The organism is Kosakonia sp. MH5, from assembly GCF_009935945.1.
GTDB classification, from domain to species: Bacteria; Pseudomonadota; Gammaproteobacteria; order Enterobacterales; family Enterobacteriaceae; genus Kosakonia; species Kosakonia radicincitans.
This window is the reverse complement of record NZ_QODH01000018.1, coordinates 1-18,569: the sequence shown is the minus strand read 5'-3', so window position 1 is coordinate 18,569 and position 18,569 is coordinate 1. Positions and strand designations below refer to the sequence as shown.

The following is an 18,569-nucleotide window of genomic DNA, read 5'->3' as shown; positions in this document are numbered from 1 at the left end:
GACCCATGATTACATATCAAACATTTCATGCGGCGATAAAAAAGCTGAGTCCGGTTTAATACAGGACTCAGCTCGTCTGCCTGGTACGTATAATTTCTTGCTCAATAAACAATTAAAGAATTTTATGCTTGTGATGGTTTATCCAGCCATCGCTTCTTCAGCAGAAAGGCAGCGGCTTTTGGTTTCCGGTCCCGAGTAAAAACGCCTTTTTTATTCCCGCCAACGCGTATGATTCCCTGCGAGGTCGCAAAATCGGCAAAGTTCCAGACATGCTCGCCCACAACAAACGATAACCGATCAAATACTTTATGGTACATGTCAAGAAACGCGCACTGGTATTCTTCAGACCACATTTCGTTATAAACCGAATGCAGTCCGGCCAACGTATCAGTACCGTATTCCGTAATAATGATGGGCTTTTGATGCCGCTCATGCCAGGCAACCAGCTCATTTTCTAATGTTTTCTCGGCAGCAACCAGATCCGCAGGGTTTTCATACCAGCCGTAATAGCGATTCAGGCACAGGACATCAAAAAGATCGCTTATCTTGTCTTCATTCAGCGATGACTTGGTAATGTTGACACAACAAACAGGACGGTGAGGATCCAGCTCCCTCGTCGCCTTAACGAGAGGTAAGAAATAATCCCGGCTGGCTGGCTCACGAGCGTCCGGCTCGTTGGCAATGCTCCACATGACCACCGAGGGATGATTTTTATCCCGCGCAATCAATTCGCATATTGCATCAAGATGCGCCTGCTGAGTCACATCGTTTATGGCTTCCGGGCAAAAAAGTTTCTCTGGTCGGGTAAAATTGCGGATCATCGGCAACGAAACGTTAAACCCTACAGCCGGAGTTTCATTAATGACGACAATACCGTGCTCATCTGCCCAATCCAGCATCTCTTCGGCATAAGGATAATGAGCAGTCCGATAGGAGTTTGCTCCAATCCAGGACATCAATGCATGATCGTGCACCAGCAGAACATTATCAAAGCCTTTGCCCCGTAAATCGGCATCCTCATGCCGGCCAAATCCTTTAAAATAAAACGGTTGGTTGTTTATCAGGAAGCAATCCCCGTCGACTTTGACCGTACGAATACCCACAGGCAGCGTATAACAGTCTGTACCAGCAGTGATGAGCAATTGATAGAGGAAAGCGTTACCAGGTTGCCAGAGTGTTGGTTGCGTGACCTCAAGTACCCCCTCCCGGCCCGAACTTTGTGCAACAATATTCCCTCCGCGCCCGATGAGCTGACATTTCACCTCACCGGGAGCATTGATGCGATATTGCACATAGCCTGTACTGAGATCCTCCAAAAAATGAGTGTCAATATCAATATCACGAATAAATTGGTGCGGGGTCGTATAAAGCCACACATGACGATGAATGCCTGAATAATTAAAAAAATCATGAAAATAATGCTGTTTGCGTACGCCATTCTCTTCCGCGATAACGCCAGGCGGAATGGTATGCCAGGACAATTCGTTATTAACACATACTGTGACACGTACCACGCGTTTCTCACCGACCAACGCGCTGATATCTACCTCAAACGGTGTATATCCCCCCTGATGAAACATGATTTGTTCATCATCCAGCCATACCGTTCCGCGGTGCGTCACGGCATCAAAACGAAGCACAATTCGCTGACCATCCCAGCGTTTGGGAATACGAACGTCAGTTTGATACCATACATCGCCAACATGTGTACGTACGGTCTCATCGGCGAATTGATCATTAAAACTGGCAGGGACAGCTATTTTACGCGCGCCATCAAGGCGGTCTTTCCACCACGCTTGCGAAAATCCGCAGCGGTCCGTATCTATTTTAAAATCCCACAGACCATCAAGTAATTTACATTCCCGGGATTCGGTTTCAATTGGTTTTAACATCACAAAATCCTTCTATCTGCATCTATATATGGGAAAAAAAACAACATTTATTTCAACATGAAGTCATATTGTATTCCCGCTTTAACATCCCAGTAGTGCAACTCATTACCAAGCGTGCTGCCATTTCTTTTTTCTTTTGCAATATCCGATGCTACATACATTTTCATTCCTGCAAGCGCCCCGTCAGTTACGTTGTAGAAAACACCGGTGAGGATACCTTGACCATTAATTTCAATCGTTCTCTGGGGATCTTCATATCCGTGGGTAATTAGTGGCGCGACCATGACGCTAAGATTTGGCTGGAAGAAATATTGCACTCCCGCCTGCAAAGAAAACATATCCTCTTTATTTCGATCAATACTCAGAGAGTTGGGGTAGCCAATATCCGTATCCACGTTCGATCCAATATTATTCATCGCATGCGTCACCATGCCGGCTGCGCCAAAAAAACTTATTTTCGGCATACTGTAGGTTACCTGCCCTGAATAGACCTGAGTATTATTATGAAAACTACGGGAGCGTGAAATGCCGTCCAGCAGGGCGTGAAACGCCAGAAGCTCAACTTTGATCGTGTCTTTATTCTCAAGTAAGATTTTTTTCTCAACAATAGCTTCATATTGAGACGAGACATCATCCTGCCAGGAGCCCCCCAGAGAATAGCGACTGCTATTGTCATGCCAGCTACCAGCCAGAAAAGAACGTGCGCGTTTCGTATCATAATGACCCGTTGTCGGGTTATAGATCCCTTCATTACGCACGCCTACGGCGGCATCCGGCCAAAGAAATACGCGGGTACGGTACATAGCCCATAAATCGATATTATTGCTGGGCTCGTAACGGCTGAGCACGCCCTCAGAAAGGGTTGGCATCGTTCGCGTTGAGCCGGATGCAATAAGCGGGACCCGGTATGGCAGACTACCGTAACCATTATCTGTCCCAAATCGGCCAATTTTAAAATGAAGGTTATCAGTGGGTTTGAGTTTAACCGCGCCGGAAACAAGTCCAAAACTATCGTGATCGGCAAGATAACCGCGCGTACTCCAGCGATCTTTTGCGCCTAGCTTATAAACATAATACGCCCCGGCTTCCGCGCCAATAAAATCGGAATAATAATGTGTATTTACGTCAAGCATGGCCCCCTGAACCCAGCCATAAATATCTCTTGCCGATGCCCCCGCGCTGGGTCTGTCTGCACGACGAAAATCATTTTTAAGACGAACTCTTAATACATCCTCATTATCGTTAATTTCTGCGGCCTGTGCTGTTAATGCGCTAAACGCCAGAAGTAAAAGCGCAACTACTGTTCTTTTATTTTCCATCATAGTTATTCTCTATAATAGTACATGGGAAGGTTGTTCTTTAAAAAAAGAAATATATAGATGCTATAATTTTTATAGGTAAAATTCAGTGCGCGGCGACTTTAGCGATATCTGATTCAGATAGTAACTTTTTATTATCGAAAGCCGCCTTATATTTACTTATTATTCCCCTCGCCATTCATTTCCAGCGCATAGGATTCTTTATCTGCCTTTTTAAAGAATGGATACCAGACGATGATTTGTATTCCCACAAGGAAAACCTGCAACACAGCGATTTTCCAACTTCCCTCCATAATACCGCTTAGAATAATCGGCATTCCGGTTATCGGTGTAATCCCTGCAACTCTGGGGACAAGTCCTATGTAGGTTGCGAGATAAGCGATGCTCAGGCTAATCGCATTCATAAAGATAAAAGGGATGGCAAAGCGGAAATTAAAAACCATTGGCGTACCGAAAACTAATGGTTCACTAATACCAAACAGCGCCGGTATGGTAGTCAGTTTCCCCAGTGTCTTATATTGTTGACTTTTTGCAAAAAACAGCATCAGTAAGGTAAGACCTATCGCGCTGGCAGACATTGTATAAGTGCTGACAAATGAGCGTCCGGTGATATTGGGCAGTGCCTCACCGGCAGAATAGGCCGCAAGTTGCACTGCATCCATTGCGGTAAAAATCGGCAATACAACAGAGTAAATAACCATCGTGCCATGGATGCCCATAAACCACAGTAATTGAGCTAATGTCCAAAGTATTATGATGGAAGCAATGTTGCCCCCGACACCCTGCAGAGGTAATTGTAAAAATGCATAGATAAATTGATGCATACTTTTAAACGGAGTAACCGCAAAAAGCACAGAGATAGCAGAAAATAGCAGAATAGAGACAAATCCAGGGATAAGACTACTGAAACTACTGGAAACAACAGGCGGCACACTTGCTGGCATTTTTATCGTGAAGCCCTGCCGTTTAAAAAAAATATAAACCCATGTAGACAGTAAACTAACAATAATTGCAGTGAAAATACCCGTACCGCCTAACCACTGCATGGGAATGACCGGAGCGCCATTTTCCGAAAACGTCACTGGCGTAACAATAAAGAAATTCAGCAATGCCAATAACCCACAGAACAGGCCATCTTCATCATGTTGTTTTGCGTAGTTACCAGCAATAGCGACACCGAATATAACGGCCAGGAAATTAGTAGTAAACATGATAATGACTTTTAACGCTGCAGCAATACCTGCACTGGCGATAAATTCTTTATATGCTGGAATCGGGAGGTTCAGAAATAATGCAGCAAATGCTCCTAAGATAGTAATAGGCATAGCCCCCATCATTCCACCTGTAATACCATTCACCAGTTTGCTGGTCTGAATTTTATTAACTATAGGATGAATTTTATTGGCTATCGTTTTTCTGTCAAATTTGGACATAGGGATCCCCTGCCAATGTATATTGGCTATACAAGTCAACGCTTTTCTTATGAATTTTTAGCTCAATAAGGCCAGTGCATCAACCAGCACTTTTTCGCCGTTCATCATGCCGTAATCAACCATGTCGATGACAGCAACTTTTATTCCATGAGGTTCATATTTTTCTTTTAGGTCATCCTCAAGATACGAAATTTGCGGACCTAATAGTAAAACCTCTGTTTGCCCTTTATACGTTTTGAATTTTTCTTCAGGCATTGCGATAACAGTGACATCGATACCTTTGCTTTTAGCACTTTGCTGCATTTTAGCCATCAACATAGAGGTAGACATACCAGCAGCACAAACAAGAGTAATATGTATCATATGCATTCCTTATTATTATTTGTTTTTAATAAGTTTGTACACTTCAATCATTTCCAGGGCAATATCTCTGGTGGTCATGGCATTCATTAGATGATCCTGCCCATGAACCATAATAAGTGATACTGCGGCTTTTTTTTCTCCTCGCGCTTCTGCCTGAATCAATTCCGTCTGAAAGTAATGTGCCTTCTGCAAAGAGGCATTTGCTTCCGAGATCCGCACCTCTGCTGTTGCGAAATCACCCATCCTGGCGGCTTTCATTGCCTGCATTGCTTTACTTTTTGCGCTTCCGCCATTCACCACCAACTCGGTGATAATATCTTCCAGGCTAATTTCCGTCACTTGTACCACTCCTCACTATGATTATTTCAGATGATACTAACCATCAGTGTTCAGGTTCTCCAGCGGGAAAATTACCATCTTTAATCTGGTAAAAATTGCCATATCTCACGATATGACACCCCCTTTCAGTAACGTCATGAGCACTTCAAATCGTTGTTCCTTAAGCAGTTGCTGTAAGGCCTCACTATCAAACAGCAATTTCGTTGTCAGCTGGTAAAAGCGCCCGATCTCCGTATCTTCTTCAGAAGAAATAGAAATGAGAAAAATAACCTGTACCTCATTATGCCCCCACCATATAGGTTGCTGTAATATGCCTACCGTGACAAAACTTTCTCTGGTCATGACCTGAAATGGATGAGGAATAGCGATCAGGTTCCCAAAATCCGTTTGCCCCAGCACTTCTCTTTTCATTACCGCATCTAAAAAACCGTCAGGCAATGGAAAGTATTTTTCCGTATGCTGGCAGAGTAATCTGAGCGCTTCCTCTTTATTCTCTGCCACAATATCTGTTAGAAATAACTCTGGTAGATAATATCTATGCAAAAAAGCGTTGCTGCTGGCTTCAAAGATTTCACTGCAGGTGATAATATCTTTATTTTCCAGGAATAAATTTACTTCGAACACTGGTACCGGCACGTCAATATTGATCGGGATGGTTGTAAATATATATTCAATATTATGCCCAGCAAAATCAAAGGAATTCAGCTCCCAGGCAGTGCACTCATAAATATTTTCAATGTATTTACCAAATGCTTGTTTATATTTGTACATAAAAAGTTGTGTGGTACCTTTGCCTGACACACACACAACGATGATATTCTTTTTGTCAATTTTTTTATCTTTTTTTTCCAGCGCAAGCTCAAAAAGAATAGCGAAATAAGCAATTTCATCTTCCGGAATATTGGTAACATAATGCTCTGACAGAGCAATGCATGCCGTTGCTGCCATTGTATAGGCAAAAGCGTATTCTTTCTTTATTTCATGCAGTAATGGATTACTGAGTGGAATACCGTATTGCATCCGTATATCCAGCGGAACCATATGCTGATTTAATGACATACGTAATTCCAGGTTATCCATAAAATCGATGTTAAAGCTTTTATGTACAATCTCCAGCATCCGCCAGGTTAGTTCATCAATTTTTCGGGAAATAACAATATTTACACCGGGGTGATTATAAGAGCCAGACGATAATTTAGCTCCCATATGCAGTGCTATATAGAACTGTTCGCTTTCTGGCATGAGGGTCTGGAGTTCTTTCTGGGTACGCAGCACAATCTCTTTAGTTGCCTCCAGAACATCCGGTTTCACCAATTGCACGATTCTGTTACCGTCAATATCTACGGATTGTTCGTGTTTAGATCTATATGATGCGATGAAAATATGAGAAATAAGGTTTTCCAGTGAGACCTCTGATATACGATATTCATTTTTATGCAAAACGGATAAAACGATATTGCCAATCGCCTTTAGCTTTTCTTCTTTTTTTCCATCAGAATTCATAAAGTCATCACGTTTGATGAGATTATTTGCTATGCATACCCTTTTATTGAATTCGCTGCCGTCGATAATAATACCATAATTAGGCCGTCTTTCTAAAACCAGATTGTGTATGTGCAGAATATACTCAACTTTTTTTAGATCTGCAGTCATCGTATTGCGGGAAACATAACACTGCTCGCATAAATCATCTAGTTTGATATAGCTGTGTCGATTTAATAAAAAAGCGAGAATAAAAGTAATTCGTTCATTCGATGTCGTTGGCCGGGAAACCTTATTTTCTTTATTATCAGAAAGAGTAAACTGGTTAAAGCAATCATAATCGTCAACCGTTAATCTATACCCCATATTCGATTTCGAAGCGATCATGGCACCATGTGATATTACGATATCATTCAGTTCTTTCAAGCGGACACGAACTGTCTTTTCACTAACATTAAGCCTTGCGGCTAGTTCGCGAGCGGTATGATATTCTTCATCCATCAATTCCTTAAAAAGGACTGATAATTTGCTATACATCGTATCCCCTTGATGATAACCATCATCTTTTGCCTTATCAGACTTTATCATCGAAGAATAAGGAACTCCACCCAGGCAACCGCCATTAAGATCTGGTAATGGACTGAGTTTTCATTCTTTTTTTTTGACATCCGTCACAAAAGAAGCAATGATTTTATTTTTATTTTATAAATACATTGAATTAATTAATAAAACGCTAAGCATTTTAGAATTCGAAAAAAGCAACGTTTAATAAAAATATAAGACTTGTTATTCTGATGACAAAGAAAAATTCGAATGTATGTAAGCACACTGAATTAAAAAATCATTAAACAGTTTATGTCAGAATAATGCACAGGTGATATTCAAATCTGCCAGAATATTTTCTGGTCAGATAGGATATACCTTATTATATTTAAGATTGTGGAATAATCATTAATCACCTGAAGACTTCACTCTCTGCGGATCATCCTTTGCGCCACCGGGCAAAAAAGCGAGTCAACGCATGCACAGGAAAAACGGTGATAAATAGGGAATTCTGGCTCGCGTCCCTCACCGGGCTTTTCCAGTTCAACGGCAATAGCGACACGCCCTTGCACCTGCTGGTGTAACCCGGTGAGCCAGGTTTCAGATGCCTGTCAATCACAGGGAATAGAGGCTCAGGTGAAGTCAGATAATTTTTGCCCGGAAACGATCAACTCTTTCAGCAGCATCTGACGGCGCTCCTCCGGCGTATCGCGACTTACCATAAAGCAAATAGCGGCGACTGCCTGCCCGCTACGGGAACGAATCGGCGCCGCCATACAGCAGGTAAAACTCTCTGACAAACCTTCGGTCAGGCAATATCCCTGCTGCCCGGCACGATGAATATCTTCGAGGAATGCCTGCTTGTCGAGGACTTGCCCGTTCGCCAGTCGGTAATCCTCTTCGGGGATAAGATCGAGAATGGCGCTGTCCGACCAATTACTGAGCAGCAGACGACCAGTGGCCGTCCAGGTAATCGGCACCCGCACCCCGATATCAGAAGTGATTTTGAACGGGTGAGCATTACTTTCCGACAGCACAACGGTGTACTTATTCCCTTCCAGCATACAGAGCTGCACCGTCTCGCCATGACGGGCCACGATCTCAACCATTAACTGATGCGAGCGGCGGATAAGGTCGTTATGCGCCATGTAGTCCGCACCGTAATAGTGCATTTCACGGCCAAAAAACACCGCGCCGTCGGCATCCAGTTCAAGCAACCCTGCCTCACTCAGCAGGTTAACGAGTTCATATACGCTGGAACGCGGTGCACCGGTAGCGTCGATCAAATCGCGCATCGCCATAGGCTGACGAGCGATATGCAACTGGCGAAAAATGTCGATAACACGGTCAACACCGCGCGCCCGCGATGGCTTCTCGTCCGGCATAAGCAAATTCTCCTGATGCAGTCGGGCGGTCGCGCCAGACAGTAAAAAAGAAAAGCATCATACACCGAGCATCGCCGTTAACCCATCCCCGTTAATTAAAATTTCATTGCCAGAGTTTATATTTCTTTGTTCTATTTTGGGGCCTCATTTTAGCGCATTGCATGCAGGTTATTTTTTTAAACCACGACAGCGATAACATTTTCAGGCAGAAAATTTCGGCATTCCTTTTTTATTTTGCGATCGCAACGACATCACGAGAAATTAAATTCCTCGCGATATATTGCAAAAATAAAAAACCTGTGCAAATCTTGCCATATCCGGTATTACAGATAGCAGTCTGATATACCAGACAACTATCACCCGGTACTAACGGGTATTCTCAGAACAAAAAGGAGCAGCATTGCATGACGATTAAGCGTTATGGCATTGAAGGCGGCACCGGTACAGGTGGGCAGAAACTGCCGTTCGCGCGGGCCGTTGAGGCCGATGGCTGGCTCTATATCTCGGGCCAGACACCGATGCGTGAGGGCGAAGTTGTGGAAGGCGGTATCATCGAACAGACGCAACTGGCGTTCGACAACTGTCTGACCATCATGCGGGAAGCAGGTTACCGCGTGGAGGATGTGGTGCACGTGACGGCGGTATTAACCGACGCACGCTATTTCAGTTCATTTAATAAAGTATTCAGAGAGATATTTAGTGATAATCCGCCCGCGCGTATTTGTAGCGTGCAGGATTTAGTGGTCGACTGCAAAGTGGAAGTGGATATGAAATGTTTCCGCGCCGACCGTAAATAATTAAAACCGTTAAAACAGGCTGAGCGTTTCTATTTCTTCTTCGCCAACACCAGGACAGCCTGTTATTAATTGATGCTTTTGCTTGTTCATTAAAATATCCCGAAATAATCAGCGCTGCCGCTGCGCCGGTGATCGTCTGACTTATAACGGATGACACGGTATTACACCGTCTCGTTAAACATTAAAAGAGAGCATAAAAATGAATGCAACATCGCTGAAATTAAGTGCCAAGGCACTGGCGGGCGCGCTGGTATTGCTGGCTGTTGCGGGCTGTACGCCGACCGAAGAGAAAAAAGAGGCGGGTGCTGCGCCACAGTCTGCGCTGCAAACCGTGCTGCAGCGCGGCACGCTGCGCGTGGGTGACTGCCTGAGCTTTGCCCCGTTTGGTTTTTACGATAAAGACGGCAATCCGGATGGTTATGATGTCGATCTGGCTAAAGCGCTGGCGAAAGAGATGGGCGTCAAACTGGAAATGGTCAATACCACCAGCGCCAACCGCATCCCTAACCTGCAAACCAATAAAGTTGACGTGGTGTTCTGTAACTTCACCCGCAATCTGGAACGCGCCAAAGAGATCGGTTTCACCAACCCCTATGTCGTGGCGAGCGAAGCGATGCTGGTGCGCAAAAACAGCGGTATTCAGTCCGCGCATGATATGGCCGGAAAAACCATTGCCACCGTGAAAGGTTCCACTAACGGCGATGAAGTGCGCAACCTCGGCATCGACGTGAAAATTCAGGAGTACGATTCCTCTCAGGCAGCAATTCTGGCGGTGAAACAGGGCCAGGCGGATGCCATGATCGAAGATAACAACTTCCTCGCCTATCAGGCGAAACTCGATCCGTCGCTGACCGTGACCAACGAAGCGCTGGTGCCGCTGGAGTACAACGCCTTCGGTGTGAAACAGGGCGATCAGGTATGGACCAACTATCTGAATGAATTCCTTTTTGAAATCAATGCTTCCGGCGAGAACGCCCAGTTGTATGAGAAATGGTTCGGCAGTAAACCGCGCTACCCGCTGAATCCGCAATACTGATTGTTCGCCCACGGCGCAGCCGCCGATGCTGCGCCGCCTGAAGGAGTCACACCATGAGTTATCAATGGCTAACCCTGTGGCGCTACGCCGACACCTTTCTGGAAGCCGCGTGGCTAACACTACAGGTCACGCTGCTGGCGTTTGCCCTGGCGGTGGCGCTCGGTCTGCTGGCCGCGCTGGCGAAATCCTCGCCGCTGGCGCCGCTACGCTGGCTCAGCCACTGCTACGTCGAGTTCCTCCGCAACACGCCGGTGCTGCTGCAAATCTTCATCATCTTTTTTGGCCTGCCGTCGCTGGGTATCACCATGAGCGCCTTTACCGCAGGCGTACTGGCGCTGGGGATTAACGTGGGTGCTTACCTGGCGGAAACCTTCCGCGCGGGCATTCAGTCGGTAGCGAAGGGTCAACTGGAAGCGGCGTATATCCTCGGTATTCCGCGCCGACAAATCTTCCTCAGCGTGGTGCTGCCGCAGGCCGCGCGCGCAGTGTGGCCAGCCATTATCAACAACCTGATTCAGCTACTGCTCGGCACTTCGCTGCTCTCAGCCATCGCGCTGCCGGAGCTGACCGGTACCGCAACGGTGATCAATGCGCGCACCCTGCTGTACATCCAGACCTTCAGCGTCGTCGCGCTGGTTTATCTGGTGCTGAGCAACTTGTTCTCGTGGCTTGGCAACATGGCAGGACGCCGGATGTTCCATCCGCCGCTGGTAACGCCAGTAAAAAAGCCCGGCTGGTGGTGGGCAAGAAAATGGATTAACCCAGTGAAACGGGAGAATGCGCTATGAGCGAACTTATCATCGGCTCGCTGCCAATCCTGCTGAAAGGCCTGGTCGTCACTTTACTGCTCTCCATCGCCGCTATCGTCGGCAGTACGCTGCTCGGTTTACTGGCGGCAGTGTTACGCACCAGCCGTTTGCCGGTCGCCAGACAGATCGCTGTGTTCTATACCGAACTGTTTCGCGGCACACCGGTCCTGATCACACTGATGTTTATCTATTTTGGTGTGGCGTACTTCGGCTATGAAATCAATCTGTTCGCTGCCGGTATCCTCGGCCTGAGCATTTATCAGGGCGCTTACATCGCCGAAGTATTCCGCGCCGGTATTGAAGCCGTACCTAAGGGCCAGTGGGAAGTATCGTGGATCCTCGGCCTGTCGAAGCGCCAGACGTTTCTTAGCGTGATCCTGCCGCAAACGCGTGGCATTGTGCTGCCGCCGCTGGTAGGCCAGTACCTTTCTCTGATTAAAGATACGTCGATTGTCAGCATGATCGGTATGTCGGAATTGATGCACCAGGGCCAGGCGATTGTCGATCGCATCGGCCAGCCAGTGGTGATCTACGGCCTCGTCGCCCTGCTCTACTTCGTAGTCTGCTTTCCGCTTTCCCGTTGGGTTCAACATCATCAAACCAGGAGCCAGTTATCATGAGCAAATCCGCCATTACGCTGAGCCGGATTACCAAATCCTTTGGCTCAACCCAGGTGCTGAAAGAGATAAGCCTTGATGTTTCGCCCGGCGAAGTGCTGGTACTGATTGGCGCATCCGGCTCCGGCAAAAGTACCGTGTTACGCATCATGAGCGGGCTGGAAACCGCCGATGGCGGGGAAATCTGGGTTAATGAAGTGCCACTGCATGACCGCAAACGTAGCAGCGAAATCTGCGGCCACGTCGGCATGGTGTTTCAGCAGTTCAATCTGTTTCCCCATAAAACCGCGCTCGGTAACGTGACGCTGGCGTTGATTAAAGCGCAGAAACTGTCCGAGGCCGAAGCCAATAAACGCGGCCTCGCAGCCCTGGCGCGTGTCGGGCTGGCCGAGCGCGCGCATCACTACCCGGCTCAGTTGTCCGGCGGTCAGCAGCAACGTGTGGCGATTGCTCGCGCGCTGGCGGTGGAGCCGAAAATTATGTTTTTTGATGAAGCGACGTCAGCGCTCGATCCCGAACTGGTCGGCGAAGTGATGGAAGTAATGCGCAGCCTGGCGCGTGAAGGGATGACCATGGTGGTGGTCACTCACGAGATGGGTTTTGCGCGTAAAACCGCTGACCGCGTGGTGTTTATGGATCAGGGCGTGATAGCCGAGCAGGGTTCGCCGGAGCAGATTTTCGTTAATCCGCAGAATCCGCGCACCCAGCAGTTCTTATCACGCGTACTTGAGCACTAACAGGAGGCATGATGTCGATTCACTTTCCATTGCAGGCGGACGGCGCGCTGGATGCGCAGCAGCCTGCACCGCGTTTTAAATCAGTCGCAGGTTCCGGCAATCAGCCGCTGGCTAACGGCACCCCGATCTTTAGCAGCCCCGAGGTGTTTTCCCCACTGATGCTGATGAAGCAATCAGCACTGGAGAATAATCTGCGTCAACTGGCGGATTTTTGCCGCGAACAAGGCGTGATGCTGGCAGCACACGGCAAGACATCAATGTCTCCGGCGATCCTGCGCCGCGCCGTCACGGAAGGCGGTGCCTGGGGATTGAGCGCCGCGACACCTGCGCAGGTTCGCGCGTTGCGCCAGTTCGGCATTCGTAACGTCTTCCTTGCCAACGAACTGGTCGATCCCGGCGGCATTCGCTGGATCGGCGAATGGCAAAAACAGCATCCCGATCATGGCTTCCTGTGCTACGTCGATTCGCTGCAGGGGGTTCGTTTGCTGGAGCAACATCTCGGCGACAGCCGCATTGCGGTACTGCTGGAGATGTCGGTCAGCGGCGGGCGTACCGGCTGCCGCTCATCTTCTGAAGCGCTGGAGATTGCCGCCGCGATTGCTGCCAGCCCTGTCCTGCAACTGGTGGGCGTTGCGGGGTATGAAGGCGCGCTCGGTGCCGGACGCGATGCCGCAGGCGTGCAGCGGGTAAAAGATTACTGCCAGATGCTGATCGCCACGGCGGCGCTGCTGGCCGAACATCAGCTGTTTGCCAGCCAGCATATTATCCTCAGCGCTGGCGGCGGCGCGTGGTTTGACGTGGTCTCGGCCTGTTTTACGGCCGCGAACCTGCCGCTGCCGATGACGCCGCTGATTCGATCAGGTGCCTACATGGCGCACGACAGCGGGCTTTACGCGCGTATCGCGCCTTTCGCGCAGCCCGGTGCCACACATCATTTCACCGCCGCGCTGGAGATCTGGGGACGAGTGCTGTCGCGCCCCGAGCCAGGCCTGGCGTTTGTTGATTTCGGCCGCCGTGATGTGCCGTTCGATCAAGATCTGCCGAATCCGCTGTGGGTGCGGAATGTCGATGGCAGCGCCCCGCGCGCAGCTTCTGGCATGCGCATCAGCGAGGTAAATGATCAGCATGCGTATCTGTTGCTGCCGGAAGAGGATGCGTTAAAGCCCGGCGACTGGGTAGGCTGCGGTATTTCACACCCCTGCACCGCCTTCGATAAATGGCGGTATTTGCCTCTGGTGGATGATGATTATTGCGTCACCGATTCACTGGAAACCGCATTCTGAGTGAGATATGAGCTCGTAACAGCGCGATGTATCGCGCTGTTTTAGCACGGATACTTCTATGAATGATGGAGTGAATTGCGCCCATCCGTTCTTTAAATGCCACAACGTCGAGGCCGAAAAAGGGTTATTCCGGCCAGTACGATTCAGCTTTGACTTTTAATAAATGGCGTAAACGGTGAGCTTCCTTTTGCGGCGGACAACCAAAGAACCGGCTAAATTCTCTGCTGAATTGTGTCGGGCTGACGTAGCCAACCCGAAAAGAGGCTTCACTGGCAGTAACATTACTCTTTACCATTAAAAAACGCGCCTGATGCAGCCTGATGGAAATCAGATACTGTTTTGGCGTCGTACCGGTGAATGCCCGGAAATGGCGATGAAAAGAGGGGGCGCTCATTCCGGCCTCTTTCGCCAGCATGTCAACGTCAATAGGATCCATAAACCGGGTATGCATCGTGCGGATAGCACCCGCAATTTGCCGGAAATGCCCCTTTCCGGAGAGCGCCGCTCTGATTGCCGCCCCCTGAGTATCAATCAGTACACGATAATAAAGCTCCTTCAGAATACCCGGCCCCAGAATTCTGCTTTGCTCTTCATCAGAAAGCGCCACCAGCAGGCGATAAACCGTATCGGCCAGCTCTTCTCCCAGCGGAGTGGAAAACAGGATCCCTGCCTTCTCACCTCCTTTTCCTTCGCCCATTTCAATCAGTAATTCGGCAATAGTGGCGACATCAAGCGATACAGACATCGCCAGCAGAGGTTCTTGCTGGCTGGCCGTCGTCTGGCTGGTGAACGGCAGAGGTGCCGAGACAACCAGATAGTGCCCGGGATCGTAGGTAAATTCCGCCCCACCCATCAAACCGGTTTTCTTTCCCTGCAGAACAATAACAATGCACGGTTCATAAAGGACAGGCGTATGGGGCATCGACTCATTGACCCGCAACAGTTTTATCTCCTTCATCCCGGTGCGCGTGTAGCCTTCATCAGGCGCCAGCGCCAGCAAAGCAGGGATCATTTTCCGCATAAGGCTTGAGGTAACGCCGGACATTGCGCCTCCTGTATATGAAAAGATAAATTTCCCCGCCATCAGCAGGTTGATAAACCGAATTCTGACAGAAATAGATAATCTTTGTACAGGAACCTTCATTGTTGCATTGCGCTGCTTCTCATACCCTTTTGCGGACAACGTGACACAGCATGTGAGGAACAAAAAATGGCAGATTTTTTGGGATTAGCGAACCGCGTGGCGATTGTCACGGGAGCCGCAGGGGATATTGGCAAAGCCACTGTAAAACTTCTCGTCAGCCATGGCGCGAAGGTAATCGCGCTGGATATCAACCCGGCGGTTCATGCGCTGGCACAGCGCAATCAGGTGGCGACGCAACGTTGCGACGTCAGCCAGGAAGCGGAAGTCATCAGCGCGGTCGCTCTCGCGCAGGCTGAATTCGGCGGCGTGGATATTCTCATCAACAATGCGGGCAAGACCCTGAATAAACTGGCGACTGAAACCTCCGTTGAAGAATGGGACAGCATTATGACCATCAATGCCAGAGGCTATTTTCTCCTGAGCCGGGAAAGCCTGAAGGTGATGCAGCCCCGCAGGCAAGGCGCGATTGTCAATGTGGCGTCCGTGGTCAGCATGGTGGGCATGAAAACCACGGCGGCTTACTCGGCCTCTAAAGGCGCAATTGCCCAACTGACGAAAGTGCTGGCGCTGGAGGCTGCTGAGTATGGCATCCGGGTTAATGCCGTCGCTCCCGGCGTCGTCGAAACGAATATTCTTTCCGGCATCGTGGAAGACAGCCGCGCCACGCTGGCCAGCTACGGCCACGTTCATCCACTTGGGCGGGTGGCTCAGCCGAAAGAGATTGCTGAAGCGATTATCTGGCTGGCATCGCCGAAAGCCAGCTTCGTGACGGGAACAGTATTAATGGCTGACGGCGGTTATACCGCACAATAACCGGGAGACAATGATGAAAAAGCAGAGCATTTTGATTGTCGGGTCTGAGAAAGGGCTGGGGCTGGGGCTGACAGAAGCCTATCTGGAGCGCGGCTGGGAAGTTTTTGCCACCCACTTACCGGCGGCGGACACCTCCTCACTGCTCGCCCTGGGAGAGATTTACCCAGGCCATCTCACCACCAGCGAGATTGATGTCACCGATGCGTCCCATATCGGGCCCCTTATCGGCAAGATGCGTGAACGGCGTTTTGACGTTATTTTTATGGTTGCCGGTATGTACGGCCCTTTGCATCAGTCAGTGTTACAGGCTTCTGACGCTGAATTTCAGCAAATCATGATGACCAATGCTTTTGGCCCAGCCCGCCTGGCCCGGCACCTCCTGCCGATGCTTAAGCCGGATGGAAGCCTGGTTTTTATGTCGTCGCACCGGGGCAGTATTGCCGGCAATACCGAACCGGGGATAGGTCTTGAGCTTTACCGGGCCAGTAAAGCGGCGCTGAATATGCTCGCTCGCTGCATTTATATGGATATCAGCCAGGGAGCGCAGACGGTTCTGTCCATTCATCCTGGCTGGGTGACGACAGCGATGGGCACGCTGGACGGTACAGTGGATGCCGAGATCGATGTGAGCACCAGCGTCAACGGCATGGTCAGTGTGATTGAGCGACACCGGAACGCCAGAAGCCATCTCTTCCTCGATTACGAGAACAACAGCTGGCCCTGGTGATAACGGACAACGCCGCCTCTTTTTATCATTTTGAAACCCTGCGTTCGCATATGAAAATGACTCACTCCCCCAGGCCAACCGGTATGTTGCCCCGACGGGCAAAACATCCCTGAATAACGCCTTGAAAATGGATGAGAAAAAGGCGCTAAAGCTTCTGGAGAAAATATTTAACGGCGGGTCTTGAGGAGAGGGATTTCTTCGCCTGCTTACAGAATAAATAAAGGCCTCACATCATTATGCTTATTGCATCAGTACGGGCGCGATAATTAGCGCACTTTCATGAGATATATTTCGTTCAGCCAAACCGCGCTTTATTTCCAGACATAGTTTATGCGGGTATTATATCGGGCGTGATGATAAGTGAGAGCGATTCCACCGCGCCAGCCTGAAATAATGTGAAAACCATCACACCGCTTAGCGCTAATTCATGTTAAGCGGCTATAAGTATTTCGTTCTTATGGCCGAAATGATTACCGTGAATACGTTTATCTATTTGCTAAAGTTTAACATGCCAATGATTTTTCCGGAGAATAACTTTATATCTATCATGGCGTTAACCTCTCAACAACAAAAATGAAATATATAATTTCACATATATCAATATTATCGATTAATTATTTCTCTTACCTCTCCCGATAAAGAAATTAAGCGCAGTCTGATACCCGCAGACCTGCGCAATACCTGCCCTATACAACAACAACAGGTTAGCATGCTATGAAATTATCCTTTGCGCATAAACTGTGGCTTCCACTTGCTGTCGCACTGCTAAGCCTTGCCGGGTCATTATTCTTTGGCTCAGTAAAAATTAAAGATGACCAGCTGGCGCTACGAAAAAAGGAATTAATGTATGTTTCCCAGTTAGCCCTTAGCGTGGTGAAAACGCAGGCTACACTTGTTGATAAGGGGCTGATATCAAAAGAGGAAGCACAACAGCGTTCAATCCAGATCATTAAAGACTTACGCTATGGCGACACAGGATATTTTACTATTCTGAATAACCAGGCGCAGGTCATTATGCATCCCATTAATGCCGCGTTAATTGGCAAAGGGCCGGATATTGCCGATGCAAATGGCGTCTATATTTTCAGGGATATGGTCAAGGTGACGGAGGATGGCCATGATGGTTTTACCGCCTATGATTTTCCGCGGCCGGGAGACACCGTACCAAAACCCAAAATTGCCTATAACATTCCATGGTCTCCCTGGGGATGGATTATTACGACGGGTCTTTATGTTGATGATATTCAGGACGTCTTTCTCAGTTCTCTTTACCAGAATATCGCGCAATTTATCGCTATCAGCATTCTGCTCTCGATACTGGTTTATCTGATTAACCGCAGCACGCTGAAAACACTGGGCGGAGAACCGCGTTATGCGGCTGAGGTCGTGTCGCGAATTGCCGCCGGGGATTTATCGCAGAGCGTGAATAAAAAAGCCAGTGATAACGCCAGCCTGTTACATGAGATGGGGGTGATGCGCGAGCAACTGACTTCCGTTATTGAAGAGATCCGCGATGGTGCTGAGAGGATCAACACCAATACCCAGGATATCGTTGCCGGTAATCAGGAAATCGCCGGGCACACCGATCAGCAGGCGGTATCTCTGGAAAAAACCTCCTCCAGCATGGAAGAGATCACCGCAGCCGTAAAACAAAATGCTGAAAACGCAGGACAGGCGCGTGAACTGGCGCGTGGCGCGGTGGATATTGCCTCACGCGGGGGTGTGATGATGCAGAATGTCAATGACACCATGAACGGTATTTCTGAAAGCGCAGGTAAAATTGCCAGTATCATCGATGTGGTAAACAGCATTGCTTTTCAAACCAACATTCTCGCGCTGAATGCGGCAGT

General features: G+C 48.6%; 17 protein-coding genes and 1 pseudogene. 9 read left to right on the top strand and 9 right to left on the bottom strand.

Annotated elements, in window-relative coordinates; all coding sequences use genetic code 11:
* Window positions 1-122 precede the first annotated feature (122 nt).
* From uidA to DK872_RS25995, 8 genes and pseudogenes are all read right to left on the bottom strand, one after another.
* Window positions 123-1,892: a beta-glucuronidase gene (gene uidA, locus DK872_RS26025; RefSeq protein ID WP_007372883.1), complete on the bottom strand. Its 1,770-nt coding sequence runs from the start codon at window positions 1,890-1,892 to the stop codon at window positions 123-125.
* 47 nt (window positions 1,893-1,939) lie between these two features.
* Window positions 1,940-3,214, bottom strand: a complete 1,275-nt coding sequence (gene uidC, locus DK872_RS26020) for a glucuronide uptake porin UidC (protein WP_007372882.1) — start codon at window positions 3,212-3,214, stop codon at window positions 1,940-1,942.
* A gap of 152 nt (window positions 3,215-3,366) precedes the next feature.
* Entirely contained in the window at window positions 3,367-4,644 is a 1,278-nt protein-coding gene (locus tag DK872_RS26015; protein WP_007372881.1) for a PTS sugar transporter subunit IIC, read from the bottom strand.
* A 57-nt stretch (window positions 4,645-4,701) separates the two neighbouring features.
* A complete protein-coding gene (locus DK872_RS26010; RefSeq protein ID WP_035889908.1) occupies window positions 4,702-5,007 on the bottom strand; it encodes a PTS sugar transporter subunit IIB in 306 nt (101 codons plus the stop codon).
* 15 nt (window positions 5,008-5,022) lie between these two features.
* Window positions 5,023-5,346: a PTS lactose/cellobiose transporter subunit IIA gene (locus DK872_RS26005; RefSeq protein WP_090398103.1), complete on the bottom strand. Its 324-nt coding sequence runs from the start codon at window positions 5,344-5,346 to the stop codon at window positions 5,023-5,025.
* A 105-nt stretch (window positions 5,347-5,451) separates the two neighbouring features.
* Complete coding sequence (locus tag DK872_RS26000) at window positions 5,452-7,416, bottom strand: transcription antiterminator (protein WP_237656263.1); 1,965 nt, start codon at window positions 7,414-7,416, stop codon at window positions 5,452-5,454.
* Window positions 7,417-7,803: 387 nt separating this feature from the next.
* Window positions 7,804-7,982 (bottom strand): annotated as a pseudogene (locus DK872_RS28065) (IS110 family transposase); the annotation flags it as partial.
* 21 nt (window positions 7,983-8,003) lie between these two features.
* Entirely contained in the window at window positions 8,004-8,756 is a 753-nt protein-coding gene (locus DK872_RS25995) for an IclR family transcriptional regulator (RefSeq protein WP_007372875.1), read from the bottom strand.
* A gap of 404 nt (window positions 8,757-9,160) precedes the next feature.
* On the opposite strand from DK872_RS25995, the gene DK872_RS25990 reads away from it, so the two are divergent.
* From DK872_RS25990 to DK872_RS25965, 6 genes are all read left to right on the top strand, one after another.
* Complete coding sequence (locus DK872_RS25990; protein WP_007372873.1) at window positions 9,161-9,553, top strand: RidA family protein; 393 nt, start codon at window positions 9,161-9,163, stop codon at window positions 9,551-9,553.
* A 199-nt stretch (window positions 9,554-9,752) separates the two neighbouring features.
* Entirely contained in the window at window positions 9,753-10,589 is an 837-nt protein-coding gene (locus DK872_RS25985) for a transporter substrate-binding domain-containing protein (protein ID WP_007372872.1), read from the top strand.
* Window positions 10,590-10,642: 53 nt separating this feature from the next.
* Window positions 10,643-11,377 carry an amino acid ABC transporter permease gene (locus DK872_RS25980; protein ID WP_007372871.1) on the top strand — a complete coding sequence of 245 codons (735 nt, stop codon included), beginning with the start codon at window positions 10,643-10,645 and terminating at the stop codon, window positions 11,375-11,377.
* The gene (locus DK872_RS25975) at window positions 11,374-12,018 is read left to right on the top strand and encodes an amino acid ABC transporter permease (protein ID WP_007372870.1); all 645 of its coding nucleotides are present in this window, start codon (window positions 11,374-11,376) and stop codon (window positions 12,016-12,018) included. Before DK872_RS25980 ends, DK872_RS25975 begins: the two co-directional genes overlap by 4 nt.
* Window positions 12,015-12,752, top strand: a complete 738-nt coding sequence (locus tag DK872_RS25970) for an amino acid ABC transporter ATP-binding protein (protein WP_035889906.1) — start codon at window positions 12,015-12,017, stop codon at window positions 12,750-12,752. Before DK872_RS25975 ends, DK872_RS25970 begins: the two co-directional genes overlap by 4 nt.
* A gap of 11 nt (window positions 12,753-12,763) precedes the next feature.
* A complete protein-coding gene (locus DK872_RS25965; protein ID WP_035889905.1) occupies window positions 12,764-14,035 on the top strand; it encodes an alanine racemase in 1,272 nt (423 codons plus the stop codon).
* Between the two features lie 124 nt (window positions 14,036-14,159).
* On the opposite strand, the gene DK872_RS25960 is transcribed toward DK872_RS25965, so the two are convergent.
* A complete protein-coding gene (locus tag DK872_RS25960) occupies window positions 14,160-15,047 on the bottom strand; it encodes an AraC family transcriptional regulator (protein WP_035889952.1) in 888 nt (295 codons plus the stop codon).
* Window positions 15,048-15,245: 198 nt separating this feature from the next.
* Between DK872_RS25960 and DK872_RS25955 the strand changes: the two genes are divergently transcribed.
* The 3 genes from DK872_RS25955 to DK872_RS25945 all read left to right on the top strand — a co-directional run.
* Window positions 15,246-15,992: an SDR family NAD(P)-dependent oxidoreductase gene (locus DK872_RS25955; RefSeq protein WP_107146948.1), complete on the top strand. Its 747-nt coding sequence runs from the start codon at window positions 15,246-15,248 to the stop codon at window positions 15,990-15,992.
* A 10-nt stretch (window positions 15,993-16,002) separates the two neighbouring features.
* A complete protein-coding gene (locus DK872_RS25950; RefSeq protein ID WP_035889901.1) occupies window positions 16,003-16,719 on the top strand; it encodes an SDR family oxidoreductase in 717 nt (238 codons plus the stop codon).
* Window positions 16,720-17,433: 714 nt separating this feature from the next.
* Window positions 17,434-18,569 (top strand): cache domain-containing protein (locus DK872_RS25945; protein WP_161519045.1); only part of this gene is annotated, 1,136 nt, incomplete at its 3' end.

Bases quoted from the DNA above. Each gene is read 5' to 3' on its own strand.
- uidC (WP_007372882.1), bottom strand. From the start codon at position 3,214: ATGATGGAAAATAAAAGAACAGTAGTTGCGCTTTTACTTCTGGCGTTT.
- DK872_RS25965 (WP_035889905.1), top strand. From the start codon at position 12,764: ATGTCGATTCACTTTCCATTGCAGGCGGACGGCGCGCTGGATGCGCAG.
- DK872_RS26010 (WP_035889908.1), bottom strand. From the start codon at position 5,007: ATGATACATATTACTCTTGTTTGTGCTGCTGGTATGTCTACCTCTATG.
- DK872_RS25990 (WP_007372873.1), top strand. From the start codon at position 9,161: ATGACGATTAAGCGTTATGGCATTGAAGGCGGCACCGGTACAGGTGGG.
- DK872_RS25975 (WP_007372870.1), top strand. From the start codon at position 11,374: ATGAGCGAACTTATCATCGGCTCGCTGCCAATCCTGCTGAAAGGCCTG.
- DK872_RS25970 (WP_035889906.1), top strand. From the start codon at position 12,015: ATGAGCAAATCCGCCATTACGCTGAGCCGGATTACCAAATCCTTTGGC.
- uidA (WP_007372883.1), bottom strand. From the start codon at position 1,892: ATGTTAAAACCAATTGAAACCGAATCCCGGGAATGTAAATTACTTGAT.
- DK872_RS25960 (WP_035889952.1), bottom strand. From the start codon at position 15,047: ATGATCCCTGCTTTGCTGGCGCTGGCGCCTGATGAAGGCTACACGCGC.
- DK872_RS25995 (WP_007372875.1), bottom strand. From the start codon at position 8,756: ATGCCGGACGAGAAGCCATCGCGGGCGCGCGGTGTTGACCGTGTTATC.
- DK872_RS25955 (WP_107146948.1), top strand. From the start codon at position 15,246: ATGGCAGATTTTTTGGGATTAGCGAACCGCGTGGCGATTGTCACGGGA.
- DK872_RS25950 (WP_035889901.1), top strand. From the start codon at position 16,003: ATGATGAAAAAGCAGAGCATTTTGATTGTCGGGTCTGAGAAAGGGCTG.
- DK872_RS26015 (WP_007372881.1), bottom strand. From the start codon at position 4,644: ATGTCCAAATTTGACAGAAAAACGATAGCCAATAAAATTCATCCTATA.
- DK872_RS25980 (WP_007372871.1), top strand. From the start codon at position 10,643: ATGAGTTATCAATGGCTAACCCTGTGGCGCTACGCCGACACCTTTCTG.
- DK872_RS25985 (WP_007372872.1), top strand. From the start codon at position 9,753: ATGAATGCAACATCGCTGAAATTAAGTGCCAAGGCACTGGCGGGCGCG.
- DK872_RS26000 (WP_237656263.1), bottom strand. From the start codon at position 7,416: ATGATAAAGTCTGATAAGGCAAAAGATGATGGTTATCATCAAGGGGAT.